Raw genomic sequence first — 13,688 nt, 5'->3', positions numbered from 1 at the left:
CTTTAGAAGGGTACCCCACACTGGAAGATGACGTTCGCATAGGAGGTCGTTTCCCCCGTCCTTATGACGAACTTCACACCCTTCAGGCGGGACTTGAACCCGTCTTCCCCGTCATGGGGAACATAGGAGACAGGCAGGTCGAAGCGGGATGTGACCCACTCCTCCGGCTCGGTCCCCTGCGCTTCGCTGGCCATGAGCCCGTTTTCCAGGACGAGCTCCCCTTTGATCGCATCCAGGACGTCTTCGAACCGCGGGACCCCGAAGACCAGGGCCAGGTCGATCACCTCGACCCCTTCAGGGACGGGCAGTCCGCAGTCGGAGACCACGAACCGGTCTTTGTGGCGCAAAGTGGCCAAGGCATGCGATAGCTGGGCGTTCAGAATTCCATGAGTCAGCATTGATCACTCCTTTCGCGTCGCCTAAAACTCGGCCGCGTTCTCCTTGGTCACGGTCTTGACGGCGATGGCCTGCTTTTTCTCGACCGACTGGCCCTTGATGAGCTTGTAGGCGGCGTCGACGGCCTTCTTGCCCAAGACCTTCGGCTGTTGGGCGATGGTCCCCAGCATGGTCCCTTTCTTGACGGCCTTGAGACCATCGTCGGTCCCATCGAAGCCGAAGACCTTCACGTCCTTCCCAGCCTTGGAACCCAAGGCCTGGACGGCTCCCAGGGCCATCTCGTCGTTCTCCGCGTAGAGGCCGACCGCGTCAGGGTTGGACTGCATGAGGTTGGACGTGACGTTCAAGGCTTCGGCCCGGTCGAAGTTCGCGGTCTGTTCGGCCACGACCTTGATCCCGGGATACTTCTTGATCTCGTCCTTGAAGCCCTTGCCGCGGTCACGGGTGGAAGCGGCGCCGGGAGTCCCCTGGAGGATGATGACCTTGCCCTTGCCGCCTAGGCCTTTGGCCAGTTCCCGGGCCGCCTGGGCGCCGCCGGCGACGTTATCGGAGGCGATGTGGGCGTTCACGTCCTCCCCGGTCACGGAACGGTCCACGCTCACCACTGGGACCTTGGCCCCCAACAGGCTCGCCACGGCGGGCGCGGCGGCGTCGGAATCCACCGGGTTGATGATGACTGCCTTAGCCCCTTGGGATTGGGCGTTCTGGGCCTGGTTCTGCTGGGTGGTGGAGTCGTTCTGCGCGTCGGAGACCTGCAGGTTGATGCCCAGCTTCTTCGCCTCCTGCTGAGCGCCGTCGCGCAGGTCGACGAAGAAGGGGTTATTGAGGGTGGAGATGAGGATGGAGACCTTGTCCCCACCCGCCGCGGAACCGCCGACCCCGCAGGCTCCCATGCCTGCCATCAGGGTGGCCGAGCAGACCAAGGCCAAAGCGGTCCGGGTGATCTTTGAGAATGTCGAGTTCATGATGATTCCTTTCCTCCCGGTCGGGCGGACTTTCCACCGACCAGGAATGAACTTGATTCTGTTTGTTTTCCTGGGTTTTGTTTGTTTGCTTGGATTAATTTATTTGCTTGGCTTTTGCGAACGGAGACTCAGTGGGTGTCCTGCTTGCGCCGCAGGGTGTCGATGCTCACGGCGATGGCGATGACCAGGCCGATGACCACTTGCTGCCAGAAGGAGGATACGTTGAGGATGTTCAAGCCATTGCGGATGACGGCCAGAAGGATGGCGCCAACGAAAGTGCCGGAGATCTTCCCCTTGCCGCCGGACAGGGAGGCCCCGCCGATGACGGTGGAGGCGATGGCGTCCATCTCATAACCACTGGCGGCTTGAGGCTGGACCGAATGCAGACGGCCGGCGATGACCAGGCCCGCCACGGCGGCGAAGATGCCGGAGAGGACGAAGACGATGATCTGGGTCTTATGGACGTGGATGCCGGACAGGCGCGAGGCCTCCATGTTGCCGCCAACGGCGTAGATGGAACGTCCGATGCTGGTGAAATTCAAGATCACCGCCGCAATGACCCCCATGATGATCATGGTGACGATCGGCACAGGGATGCCGAGCACCGTGCTACCGAAGAAGTTGACCAAGCCGGAGGTGGAGATGGGCCGGCCGTCGGAGATGACCAAGGTCAGGCCTCGGGCGATGGACATGGTGGCGAGGGTGGCGATGAAGGAGGGGAGTTTGAGGAAGGCGTTGGCGATGCCGGACAGAGCGCCGAAGAAGGCGCCGGCCAGGACGCCCACGATCACGGTCAGCCAGGCGGGCATGCCCAGAGAGGCCCCGGTGTAGGCGACGACCATGCTGGAGAAGGCCGCCACGGCCCCCACGGACAGGTCGATCCCCGCGGCCACGATGGCGAAGGTCTCGCCGAAAGCCAAGATGGCGATGGTGGAGGCCTGGATGCCCACGTTCAGCAGGTTGGCTCCTGTCAAAAAGGCCGGAGTGGCGAACGCCAGGACGAGGCAGAGGAGGACCAATCCCACCAAAGCCCCGTTGCGGGCGATGAAAGTACGAATGTTGGCGCCGACGGAGTTTCCAGTCCGCGTCTGAGAAGTAGAAAAAGTCATCTTAATTGTCCCTTTCCTGAGAATTCATCTTGTCGTCATGGCCATCGGCCTCGTTCTTTTCCTCGCCGTCCATATGGGAGACGGCCAAAGCCATGATCTTTTCCTGAGTGGCCTGATCGGCCGGCATCTGCCCACTGAGCCTTCCATTGCTCATGACCAGGATCCGGTCCGACATGCCGAGCACTTCCGGCAAATCCGAAGAAGCCATGAGAACGGCCCCTCCTTGGGAGACGACCGCGTCGATGAGCTCGTAGATCTCCACGCGGGCGCCTACGTCCACCCCTCGGGTGGGTTCGTCCAGAAGCAGGACCTTGGCCTGGGAGGTGGTCCACTTGCCGAAGACGATCTTCTGCTGGTTGCCGCCCGACAAGGATCCGGCCGTTTGGTCGATGCTGGCCATGCGGATACGCAGCTGGTCCGCCACCTTCTTTTCCCTGGCCCGCTGACCTTTGAGGTCGGCGAAACCGGCGTGGGAAGTGGGCAGCAGGGTGGCCAGGCCCAGGTTGTCGGCGACCGAGGCTTCCAGGATCAGGCCCTGGGACCGACGGTCTTCCGGAACCAGGCCCATCCCGGCGGCGATGCTGCGGGAGATGTCCGCCATGGGTAGCTTTTTTCCGCCCACGAAGACGGAACCCGAATCGTAAGGATCGGCCCCGAAGATTGCCCGGATGACTTCCGTCCGCCCGGCCCCGACCAAACCGGCCAGTCCGACCACTTCCCCGGCCCTGACCTCGAAGGAGACATGGTCGATGGCCCCGGCCCGGGTCAGGTCTTTCACCGAAAGCAGGACTTCGCCTGGTTCGTGCTTGGCGTGGGGATACTGGTTCTCGATCTGCCGGCCGACCATGAGTTTGACCAACTCAGGCTCCGGTGTGCTGGCAGGGACGGTGGCGATGTACTTGCCGTCACGCAGGACGGTGACGACGTCCCCGATGCGTTGGATCTCATCCATGTGATGGGAGATGAAGACCATGGCCACGCCTTGCTTCTTGAGTTCCTCCATGATGAGGAAAAGCTGCTCGCATTCCTTGCGGGTCAAGGCGGCGGTCGGCTCGTCCAGGATGAGGACGGATGCGTTCTGCATCAGGGCTTTGGCGATTTCCACCATCTGCTGGCGGGCGACGCCCAGTTCGCCCATTGGCTTGTCCACGTCTTCCTCGAGACCGATGCGGGCCAAAGCCCGCTTGGCCTGCTTGCGCATGGCCGCCCGGTCGACGAATCCTCCATGCGTCGGCAGATGCCCCAGGAAGAGGTTCTCCATGATGGACAGCTGCGGGACCAGGTTGAGCTCCTGGTGGATGACGGCTATGCCCAAGTCCCGGGCGGCGTTCACATCGGGGATCCGGGTCTCTTTCCCGTCGATCTCGATATGCCCTTTGTCCGGCTGGTAGATGCCGCTCATCATCTTGATGACGGTCGATTTCCCGGCCCCGTTCTCCCCAAGGAGCACGTGGACTTGCGAAGGGTTCACCGTCACTGAGACATCATCCACCACCATGGTGTTCCCGAAGATCTTGGAAACGCCTCTAAGAGATATTTGAGTCATTGTTTCGCTTTCGTTCGATACGTTTCTGAATGAATTCCCTATGGAAAATGAGTATCGTGAATGACTCGTTATTCGAACTTATCAGCCTGCGCGTCCTGCGCGTCCTGGCCTGAAGCGAAAGGGCTACAGGGCCGCGGCCACCGATTCCCGTGGGATGTAAAGGGTCTTGACCCTCTGGGATTCGGCCCGGCCCCGCTTCTCCACGCGGTCGAGGAGGAGCTTGGCCCCCAGGGACCCGATTTTCTGCACCTGTTGGGAGATGACGGAAATCCGGGGGGTCGTCAAGGTGAACATCTCCAAATCATCGAAAGAGATGAGGGAGATGTCTTTGCCGATGACGAAGCCGCGGGACCCCATCAAGGAAATCGCTTGGATGGCGTCTTGGGAATAGCCGAAAATCACCGCTTGGACGCCCCAGGAGCGCATCTTCCTCATGACGGACGCGCATGAAACGTGGCCGAAGCTGGTCGATTCCACAAAAATCCCGTCTTCCCGGAAAAGGGTGCCGGCGATGGTCCTGAAGGCCGCCTCCCTTTCCTGGAAAGTAGGCGAATCGAGGATGGGCCCGGAGATATAACCCACACGGGTGAAGCCACGGTCATGAAGGTCGTTCAAGGCTTGGGACAGGCCCGGGGCCGGGTCGGAATCCACGACGGGGACTTCATGCATATCGCTCACATGACGGTCGACGAAGACCATGGGGACGTTCTTTTCCACAATCGCCCTCATGGCCGGGGTCGCTCCCCCTCGAGGGACGATGATGGCCCCATCGACGTGCTGGGAAAGCATACTGGTGATGTAAGCGTCCTGCTTTTCGCCGTTCTCGGAAGAAGTGCCGATGGACGTGCAGTAACCTGCGTCGAATAACGTGTCTTGGATCGCATACGCGAGATCGGCGAAGTAGGGATTGCGGATATCGGGAACGAGCAGAGCGACCAGGCTGGTCTTGGTGGACCGCATCGCTTTGGCCCGGGAGTCGGGGATATAACCGAGCTCGCGAGCGGCTTGCTCGATGGCGGCTTTGGTCGCCGGGGAAATGCGGCCGCTGTTGTTCAAAGCGCGCGAAACTGTCGAAATGGACGTTCCGGATCGCAATGCTACATCGCGTATCGTCACGTATGCCATGACACCTCCCTTCTATAAAAGGTACCATAGGAGGATGCCCGCGAGGGCCCTCTGCCGAAGGGATGGGGCGATCCGGTCCTTCCTGGTCCGATGCTTCCATCCGTCTTGTCTTATGCCTGGCGCAGGGAATCACGACTGCGAGATGCCTGTGCCGTCAAACCGGCTTCATCTCCGAAACCGATATGAGTACGCAAACGTATTCGCGATAGTAAAGCTTTCATTGCGATTCCATTGCGAAAACGTTACCGCAATCATAAGCACAGAAAATCACTCTGTCAACTTGGAGGAAACACGGCATGCCCCGGCCAAAGGCAAGACGCGAAGGAAGCGGACAAGGTTCCATCACCGACAAGGAATCAAGAAAAGAGCGAATAGCCGAGAAAAAATATATTTATACTTGCGAAAAGAAAAGCCTTGGACCCTCATTCGGAGAGCCCAAGGCTCTGATCTGATTCGTTCCGTTCCGCTTCGTTCGAATCTGATCTGATCTATTTCCGATCTCTTCTGTTCCGCTCCGACCCGACCGGCGTCAGCGATGCGCGAAGGGGTTATGCCGGGCCTTCCTCACCTTGCGCAGGCGGGCCAGGAGGAAGCCGAGCCCGGCCAGGAGGGCCAAGGAGAAGATGCAGGCCGCCAGGAAGCGGTTGAAGAGGGAGGGCACCGAACGGATGTACTGCCACCAATTGGAGGCGACCATCACCCGGGAAAGGTGGGCGGTGGAGGCGTTCCCGGCGGCGTCGTAGACTTTAAGGACGTAGGTATGGGGACGCCCGTCCGCCTGAATCGTGTGCTGGGGCGGAGTCGGGGAATCGCTCCCTTGATCCCAGGACCCGACCTGCTTCCCATCCCGGTAAAGCTCCACTTTCTGGACCTTCATGTTGTCCCGGGCGAAGAGAGACAGGCCTTTGGAGGGGGCGTAATAGACCCCGCCCGAGGAGACGCCCGACAGGGAGGCGTCCGGTCGACGGGAGTCGACGGCGAAGTTCACCTCAGCCGCGGACTTGCGGTCCTGCCCTTTGCCCTCCATGGTGTTCTGAGCCAGGTTGCCGGCCTTGTCCACGGAAGTCAGCTGCAGCCGGTAATAACCGTCGTCGCGGAAGAGGGCGGCCGGGAAGCTGTAAGTGGTCAGGGACCACCCTTTGTCGTCGCTGGTCTTGACCGTGTACTGACTGCGGTCCAGGGGGATGGTCCGGGCCCCTTTGACCATCTCGGCGTGGAGGGAGGAGGCTTTCAGCCCGCTCACGTTCGTCTCGCGGACGACCACCTGCTGGCCCTTCTTCAGGTACCGGCCCCGGATGCCTTGCGTGGCCGGGTCGAAGGAGTAGACCGAGCCGAAACGGTTGACCGAGAAGGAAATGGTCTTCTTGATCACATTGCCGGCCTTGTCCTTGGCCACCGCGGTCAAGGTGTAATAGTCGTCATAGGGAAGCTTATGGGGGAAGTCCCCGTAAGCCACGTTCTGGCTGGTCGCCGTCCGGTCGACCTTCGGCATGAGGTCCACGGCCGAATCCTTGTTATGGGCGGCCTTGAGAGTGTAGGTGGTCGCATAGTCGTCGAGGTTGGCGTCCGAAGAGTCGATGCGGGGGGCGATGGCCCCGGCATAGGCTGTCTGATCGGCCACATCGGTGATGGACAGGTCGGGAAGGGTCTTATCGATGATGAATTCGGACTCTTTCACGGATTCGGCCACGTTGCCAGCCTTGTCGGCGGAACGCACGGAGATGGAGTAACGGCACTCCCCCGTGAAGGCGACCGTGGCCTTCCATGTCTTCTCGTTGCGGATCCGGCTTTGGCTGCCGGCGCTGGAGACCGTCCAGGCGCTAGGGGCGGGGGCTGGGACCGGCTTCCCGTGGGAATCCTTGGCTGTGACCATGATCTGGGTGGCGGACAGGTCCGCGTTGCGGTCGAAGACGGTGATGGTGGCCGTCCTGTTGGCTTTGTAATAGTTGCCATTGGCCGAATCGTTGTTGTCGAAGGTCAGGTTGATGACCGGTTTGGTCATGTCGATGGTGAAGCTGGACCTGACCAGGTCGCTGGTCTGGCCGACGGGGTCGGTCATGTGGGCGAGAAGGATCCAGTCCCCATCGGCATCGCAGGTGACCTGGGCGAACCAGACCCCGGGTTCGCCGTGAACAGGCGAGAAGTCCTTGGCTCTCAGCCCCCGGGTCGACCCGTCATGGGAGACGGCGACGATGACCCTCTGCTGGTCGTTCCGGCGGATCAGATCGAAGGAGGAATCGGTCAAGCGGAAGGTGGCCGTGCGAGCGGCGGAGAAGAACTTCTCTTGGTGGACGGCGTTGTTGTCGTAAGACAGGGTGATCTGCGGCCGATCCTGGTCGATGGCTAGGCCCTGTACCCCCTTATCGGCTATGTTGGACCGGTACTTGGCCTTCCCCTGGGCGTCTTTGAAGAAGTCGGACAGGGTCACCTTGGTCGTGTTCCCGGCCAGGTCGCTGAAGGTGATGACGGTGTCGGCGAAAGTCAGCCGGGTTCCGTTCCCGTCGACGGTGAAGGAGATCTTCCCCGCCTGGTCCTTGCCGGTCTGGTCCTTGGCGGCTCGGTCGGAAGAGGAATCAGCGCTCCCCCTATCGTTCCCCCGGCCAGGCGTGACCGTCAAAGCCGGAGCATTCGGACCGGCAGGCCGCTTGTTGTACAGGGCGAAATGGACGGAAGAGGGGTCCAGGCCGGAAACCATGTCATCCAGGCCGTCCAGGCTGATGGTGACCTTCCGCGAAGAGAAGATCCACCCCCACGAGACCTTCCCCTGCGGGGAGAGGGTCAGGGAGGAGATGGTCGGGGCCGTCTTGTCTATGGTGAAAAGCACCGGTTCCCCGGTCTTGCCCAGGACCTTCAGGGAAAGCTGGTAGTTCCCTTCCACGGCGACGGTCCGGCGGAAGGTGGCCGTGGTGGTCTTCTCCTTCCGGTCGAAAGCGAAGCGGGACAAGGGCAAGGAGGTCGTCTCCGCCGTGGGGGAATCTTTGATGGTGACCAGATCGATGGTGAATCCGGGAATCTTCTGATAGATCTCCAGCCAAGGGCTGCGCAGGCTCACCTTCTCCACCACATCCCCGCGGAAGTAAGTCCTTTTATCGGTCTTTTTCACCCCCACCTTCTCATTGGCCGCTTCCACGGACAGGGCGGGGATCAAAGCGTCGTCCCCAGGCTGGGGAAGATCGACCAGGATGGCGTCATAAGGCTTGTCGCTCAAGCCGGTCAGCAGGCTGACGGCCGATCCGTCGTCGGACAGGAAGTTCCCGGCCCGGTCCTGGATGGAGACGGTCATGTCGGCGAGCCGATACAGGCCGCTCTCTTCCAAGGTGACCTCGTAAGTCAGCTTGGTCGGCTCCGAAGAGACCAGTTTGGCCTGCCTGCTCAAATCCACGGTCCGGGAGTTCAGGTCCCCCATCGAGGCCGACCGCTTGGCGGTCACATGCAGGCTGGAGGGGGCCAAACCGACCGGGTCCGTGATGGTGAGGGTGATGACCGGATGGGTGGAGGTGACCAGGACGTCCTCCTTCTTCCCGTCGATGGTGACCTGTTTGGACAGACGTACCTGCGCCTCCTTCCTCTTCTCTTCCTTGGGGACCTGCGGCACTTGGACCTTGAGGGCCGGTTTCTGCCTGTCCAGCTGGAAGTCGACCTTCTCCCAGGCCTTGGCCTGGCCGGCCTCAACATAAGAGAGGACGTAGTTGCCATCGGTCAGGTTCTGACCCAGCTTCGACGCCAGTGGGGACAGGTCATAAGAGTAACGATAGCCTTGGCCTGGGGAATGGGTGGCCTTCATGTCTTTCAGGGAGACCGAGGCCTTATTGCTGTCGGCCGTCCCTCCTTGGCCGCTTGCCCCGGGCCGGCCGCCGGAGGCGTCCTGGCGGGTGAGGGTCAGCTCGTGGCCCTTCTCCCAGGCCTGACGCAGGTCATCCAAGTGGACGAAATAGGGGTTGTCGTAAGACAGGGTCATCCGGGCCGCCTGCAGCCCTTTCCCGTTGATGACGCTCCGGTCTTCGATCGGGTCATCGCCTTGGCCGATCAGGGACAGGGCCTTCCCCTCCCCTTTGGTCAGCAGGAGGGTGGTCAGGCCTTTCGTCTTGAAGATCTCCGGCAGGGCGACGGCCGATCCCTGGGGGGCGTCCGTCCCTCCTTGGGCGGGGCGGACCAGGTCGGCCAAAGTCTTGGTCAGCTCTTTCTCCTGGCCGCTTTCCCTATCGCGGTAAGAGAGGGTGAAGGTCATGTCCGAGAAGGGATAAAGGCCTTCCTGGTCCAAGGTCACCGTATACTTCCTCTGGCCGCCGGCCGCCGGAGGCGTCACAGGTCCGGGGAAGGCCGTCCGGCCCTCCTCCATCTCCTTGGTTTCTTCAGGCAAGGTCTTCTTATGCCCTTGGTCGTCCACGACGGTCCTCTTATAGGTCACCGTCAAGGAGGTGTCTTCATCCGCATCGGAGACGGTCAGGGTCAAGTCCGCCTCCTGCTGGGAGTCGGAGTCGCCATGGGGGTCGGACAGGAGGTAGGGGCCGGCCGCCTCCCCCTTCCGGGACAAGGTCGAGGTCAATTGGCTGAAACCGGGTGCGGTAGGGGCGGCAAAGGACCGGGCTCCGGGCGCCAGGAGGGGGATGAAGGCCCCCAGGCAGACGATCAGGCCGGCCATAAGGGCCAGGACCAGGATGATCCTGCGTTTGGCCGCGTCATGGGCGGTCAGATGACGGCCGGTTCCGGCTTGCTGGTTCTGATTCGGATTCCTCATTGTTCTTCTCCTGATTTATCCTCCGACCCATCCTTTTCGCTCAGCTCTTGTGGGTCCACGTGTCTGCCGCGCTGGCGGATAAGGGTCTGCGATTCGTCCGCCTGGGGCCTGATCATCGTTTCCGATTCATCCCCCCGCCTTTGGTTAAGGGAAGAGAGGGGGACCTGGCGAATGACCGTCTGGGCTTCGCTCTTCTCATCCTCTCCCCTGGCTTCGACCTGGGCTTGCGGGGCCGCCGAATAGACGGAATCGGTGGGCTTAGCGGCATAAGAGAACGGGGACGAAGACGGGGAAAGGCGGATATCGATCCGGTCCGATTCCCCCTGACCGGGGGCGGAGGCGCTGGCCTGCCCCGAATCCCAGGACCCGCCGGTCTCTTGAGACCTCCACAATTCGTAACGGGAGTGACGCAGGCGGGAGATCTCCTTCTCCGCCGTCTTTCCCGTCAGGAAATCATGGACGGCCGGAATCTTCAAAAGGAAGAAGAGGAGGACGGTCGCCAAAAGGAGGACCGCCGCCAGGCAGAAAAAGACCACCGCTATGGTATGCCAGGTTTCCGGTTTCATCAGTCGCTCACCTTCTTTGCATCCACGAATCCGTCATCGATCGCCTGCCGGGTCGCGCCCGACTGGTCCATCACCGTCTTCCTGATCCGATCGGTCGAAGAGCTGGTGGTGCTGGTCGTCCTCGCTATGGCCAGGCAGCGGTCGGCCAGGGAGACCATATCGATCCTGCTGATCCCATCAGCCTTGAATTTCCGGGGATAGGCCCGCAAGACGTCTTGGACGAACTGGGCCACGTTCAGCCTCATGACTTCGTCATCGTCGTTCTGGACGTAATCGACCAGATCCTTCACGGTGGCGAAATAGGAGCGGAACTTGCCGGCCGGAGTCCCCTGGGCGATCTGGGAAACGACCTGACTGTTGAACTCCGCTATGTCGGCGTAAATCTGGGCGGACCGGTGTTGGGCGAAGTCGGGGACGGAAGCCGCCTCCTTCATCCACTGCTCCGCATACCGGATCCGTTCGTACTGGCGGGACAGGTCGTCGTCCTTGCCTTGGGAGTCCTGGGAATCCGACGAACCCTGAGAGGCCGACGAGTCTTGGGAATCCTGGGAACTATAGAAATACCAATAAAGCAGACCGGTGTCATAGGTCAGCCGGGCCCACTGCTTCCGGTCGGACCGCAAGGAGATCTCATTCGTCTGGATCTGGTCGGTCAGCTGATGGACCTCTTTGTCGGTGAAACGATGATCGTTGCGATACCTGCCCAGAAGGCCTTCATATGGTTCAATGGACGAAGGCCTCAGGGAACTCGCCTTGATGAAGTAGTCCTCGGCCTTGCTGTCCGAAGGCTCCTGTTTGGCTATGGACATCCAGTAGTCGAAACTGTTGTTCCTGCTGACGTTCTCCCCCAAGAGGCAGCCCAGACCCAGAGCCAGGCAGACCATGGTCGCGATCAAGGCGGCCAGGAACCACCTCCACTTCTTCCTCTGTTTGTCCAAGTAAGCGTCGTCCTCCTGGCGGTAGTTGCGCAAGGCGTAGGCGAACTGGGCGCAGTCCTGGTAGCGGTCCTGTGGCCGGGGGGAGATGGCCTTATCAATCACCTTCTCCAGGCCGGCCGACAGCTCGGGCCGGTATTGGCGAATCGGCAGCGCCGGCTGGGTGGGGTCGGCCAAAGTCAGGAGGAAATGCAGGGTCTTACCCAAGGAATAGACGTCGGACCGCCTGTCCACGGAGACCGGATCCTCCTGCTGCTCCGGGGACTCATAGCCGGGGGTCCCCAAAGACAACCCTTGCGGGGCTCGGCCGGCATGATGGGCGATGCCGAAGTCGATGAGCATGACCGTCCCGTCCGGCTTGACCATGACGTTGGACGGTTTGAGGTCGCAGAAGACGATGGACGGGTCCTGCCGGTGAAGGTAGTTGAGGACCCCACACAGCTGGATCCCCCAGTCGACCACCTCCTTCTCCGAACGCGCCCCGTGCTGTTTGCACAAGTCGCGCAAGGTCTGGCCTTCGATGTAGTCCATGACCACGTAGAGGGTGCCCTCTTCGGAGATGAGGTCGACGATGCGGGGGATGGCCGGATGGTCCAGGTCTTTGATCAGGTTGGCTTCCTCGACCAGGCTCCGGTTGATGACTTCGCGCTGGCCTTCGTCGTCCACGCGTTTGATCTCTTTGACAGCCCACTGCTTTTTCAGCGACTGGTCCATGGCCAGGTAGACGGTGGACATGCCACCGGAGCCGATCTGGCCGATGATCCGGTACCGACCGGAGATGATTTCATCGTCTTTCGCCATATGAATCCTCGCGTCTCTTCGAATCGTTCTTCACCGCTTGTCCCCTGGCCGTTGTCCTTCGTTCGTCTCTTGCCATGGTCCCACACTCAGTCGACCGCTACCATGATCTGGAATTCCACATCCGACAGGGAGAAGACGTCCCCGCTTTTCAAGACGGCCCGTCCCCCGGAAGGAAGGCGGGACCCGTTGACGAAGGTCCCGTTGGGGGCATGGTTGTCCACCAGGTCGAACATGCTGTCTCCTTTGTATTCGAGGAAGGCGTGGACGCGGCTGATGGACGGGTCCCCGCCCATGTGGATGTCGGCCGTCGCCGAGCGACCGATGCTGGCCCTCTTCTGGGACAGATGCACGGTTTTGTCATCACGCAGCCGGGTCACGAAGAAGGAGACGGCAGCGGGGGACCCAGCCTGGACGGATGCGTCGGACAGGCTGGCCCCGAATCGGTTCGAGGAAAGAGGGGAAGGAACGACAGGGGCGCCTGAGCCAGCCTGGTGAGCCTGGCTTATTTGTCCGGTCTGTCCTGCTCGTCCGGAGAAAACGGCCTGGACCGGGTCCCAGCTTTGCTGAATCCCCCTGGTCGGTCGGGCGGGAAGTGTCCTGCCCCAGGTCGGTCCGTTTCCGGTCGCCGACGTCAAAGGAGTCGCCGGGGTCGGCGAAGTTACAGAGGTCGCCGCCGGCGGCGTCGGGGCCATCGGAGCCGTTCCTGGCTGAGAGGGGAAAGCGGAAGGGGCGGACGTTGAAGGAGCCGGCGCGAAATCGCGGTCGATCACGCCTTTCTGGAGCATCCAATCCCGCATGGTGATGGAAGAGAAGATCGGATGCCGACGGACGTAATCCCGCACGACCCCCAGGCTGGCCGAAGCCTGGTCCTGCCGCAGCCCGGCCTGCTTTACTCCGGCGTAATCCGACCTCGCCCCTTCCAATCCCTGGGAGGGGAAGTGGACTTTCCTGGGGTCGCTCAGGAACATCATCAGGGTGTTGGCGCTGGTCTTGGGCGGGGCCATGTTCCTGATGGGCAGAACGATGTAAAGGATGGCGGACAGGCTGGGACGCACGAAGATGCGCTTCCTGTCCCAGACGATGCATTCGGCGGGGACCGAAGCCGCAGTGCAGGCATCGGTGACGTCGGCGATGGAGGTGATGATCTGGCTGTACTGGGCCAGGGAAATCCTGGCTTTGAGGAAGGAAGGCAGTTTCATGCTTCCCGTCAGGTCGTAAAAAAGGACGGCCGAATCGCCTTTCAGCCGATAGGTGAAGTCGGGCAGGAGGGGGGACGGACGCTGACGGAGCCATTCTGCCATCTCATAATCGAAGGCCTCCCGCCCGGTGAGGGTGACACGCAGGGTGCGGACAGGGGACCGCCACTTTTTGATCATATGGAATTTCACCGGGCTCTCACCTCCTGCCCTTGTTCTTTCCTGTTTCGTCTATCGTCAGCCACTTTAGCACCTGCTTACCCCGAAGCCCCGATGACGACCGGAATCGGAGACGATTCCCCTTGGTTTCC

The 13,688-nt window shown here is 61.3% G+C and carries 9 protein-coding genes; all 9 read right to left on the bottom strand.

Annotated features, from left to right (window positions below; genetic code table 11):
- Positions 1-2 precede the first annotated feature (2 nt).
- The 9 genes from rbsD to PSDT_RS02030 all read right to left on the bottom strand — a co-directional run bounded on the left by rbsD (position 3) and on the right by PSDT_RS02030 (position 13,557).
- Positions 3-398, bottom strand: a complete 396-nt coding sequence (rbsD, locus tag PSDT_RS02070; RefSeq protein WP_006289773.1) for a D-ribose pyranase — start codon at positions 396-398, stop codon at positions 3-5.
- 21 nt (positions 399-419) lie between these two features.
- Positions 420-1,361: a D-ribose ABC transporter substrate-binding protein gene (locus PSDT_RS02065; protein WP_006289772.1), complete on the bottom strand. Its 942-nt coding sequence runs from the start codon at positions 1,359-1,361 to the stop codon at positions 420-422.
- A gap of 128 nt (positions 1,362-1,489) precedes the next feature.
- Positions 1,490-2,470, bottom strand: coding sequence for an ABC transporter permease (locus PSDT_RS02060; RefSeq protein WP_006289771.1), 981 nt, complete (start codon positions 2,468-2,470; stop codon positions 1,490-1,492).
- Between the two features lies 1 nt (position 2,471).
- The gene (locus PSDT_RS02055) at positions 2,472-4,016 is read right to left on the bottom strand and encodes a sugar ABC transporter ATP-binding protein (protein ID WP_006289770.1); all 1,545 of its coding nucleotides are present in this window, start codon (positions 4,014-4,016) and stop codon (positions 2,472-2,474) included.
- 123 nt (positions 4,017-4,139) lie between these two features.
- Positions 4,140-5,141: a LacI family DNA-binding transcriptional regulator gene (locus PSDT_RS02050; RefSeq protein ID WP_006289769.1), complete on the bottom strand. Its 1,002-nt coding sequence runs from the start codon at positions 5,139-5,141 to the stop codon at positions 4,140-4,142.
- A 529-nt stretch (positions 5,142-5,670) separates the two neighbouring features.
- The gene (locus PSDT_RS02045) at positions 5,671-9,879 is read right to left on the bottom strand and encodes an Ig-like domain-containing protein (protein ID WP_006290621.1); all 4,209 of its coding nucleotides are present in this window, start codon (positions 9,877-9,879) and stop codon (positions 5,671-5,673) included.
- The gene (locus PSDT_RS02040) at positions 9,876-10,445 is read right to left on the bottom strand and encodes a hypothetical protein (RefSeq protein WP_006289767.1); all 570 of its coding nucleotides are present in this window, start codon (positions 10,443-10,445) and stop codon (positions 9,876-9,878) included. Before PSDT_RS02040 ends, PSDT_RS02045 begins: the two co-directional genes overlap by 4 nt.
- Positions 10,445-12,181: a serine/threonine protein kinase gene (locus tag PSDT_RS02035; RefSeq protein ID WP_006289766.1), complete on the bottom strand. Its 1,737-nt coding sequence runs from the start codon at positions 12,179-12,181 to the stop codon at positions 10,445-10,447. The genes PSDT_RS02040 and PSDT_RS02035 overlap by 1 nt, the downstream gene beginning before the upstream one ends.
- An 86-nt stretch (positions 12,182-12,267) precedes the next feature.
- Positions 12,268-13,557, bottom strand: a complete 1,290-nt coding sequence (locus PSDT_RS02030; protein WP_006290622.1) for an FHA domain-containing protein — start codon at positions 13,555-13,557, stop codon at positions 12,268-12,270.
- Positions 13,558-13,688 lie beyond the last annotated feature (131 nt).

Origin of the sequence: Parascardovia denticolens DSM 10105 = JCM 12538 (assembly GCF_001042675.1) — a bacterium.
In the GTDB taxonomy this organism is placed as follows: domain Bacteria; phylum Actinomycetota; class Actinomycetes; order Actinomycetales; family Bifidobacteriaceae; genus Scardovia; species Scardovia denticolens.
The sequence above is the reverse complement of the archived record's forward strand: the minus strand, read 5'-3'. Positions and strand labels throughout refer to the sequence as shown.

Coding starts and splice junctions, on each gene's coding strand:
- PSDT_RS02035 (WP_006289766.1), bottom strand. CDS start 12,181: ATGGCGAAAGACGATGAAATCATCTCCGGTCGGTACCGGATCATCGGC.
- PSDT_RS02050 (WP_006289769.1), bottom strand. CDS start 5,141: ATGGCATACGTGACGATACGCGATGTAGCATTGCGATCCGGAACGTCC.
- PSDT_RS02060 (WP_006289771.1), bottom strand. CDS start 2,470: ATGACTTTTTCTACTTCTCAGACGCGGACTGGAAACTCCGTCGGCGCC.
- PSDT_RS02040 (WP_006289767.1), bottom strand. CDS start 10,445: ATGAAACCGGAAACCTGGCATACCATAGCGGTGGTCTTTTTCTGCCTG.
- PSDT_RS02045 (WP_006290621.1), bottom strand. CDS start 9,879: ATGAGGAATCCGAATCAGAACCAGCAAGCCGGAACCGGCCGTCATCTG.
- PSDT_RS02030 (WP_006290622.1), bottom strand. CDS start 13,557: ATGATCAAAAAGTGGCGGTCCCCTGTCCGCACCCTGCGTGTCACCCTC.
- PSDT_RS02055 (WP_006289770.1), bottom strand. CDS start 4,016: ATGACTCAAATATCTCTTAGAGGCGTTTCCAAGATCTTCGGGAACACC.
- PSDT_RS02065 (WP_006289772.1), bottom strand. CDS start 1,361: ATGAACTCGACATTCTCAAAGATCACCCGGACCGCTTTGGCCTTGGTC.
- rbsD (WP_006289773.1), bottom strand. CDS start 398: ATGCTGACTCATGGAATTCTGAACGCCCAGCTATCGCATGCCTTGGCC.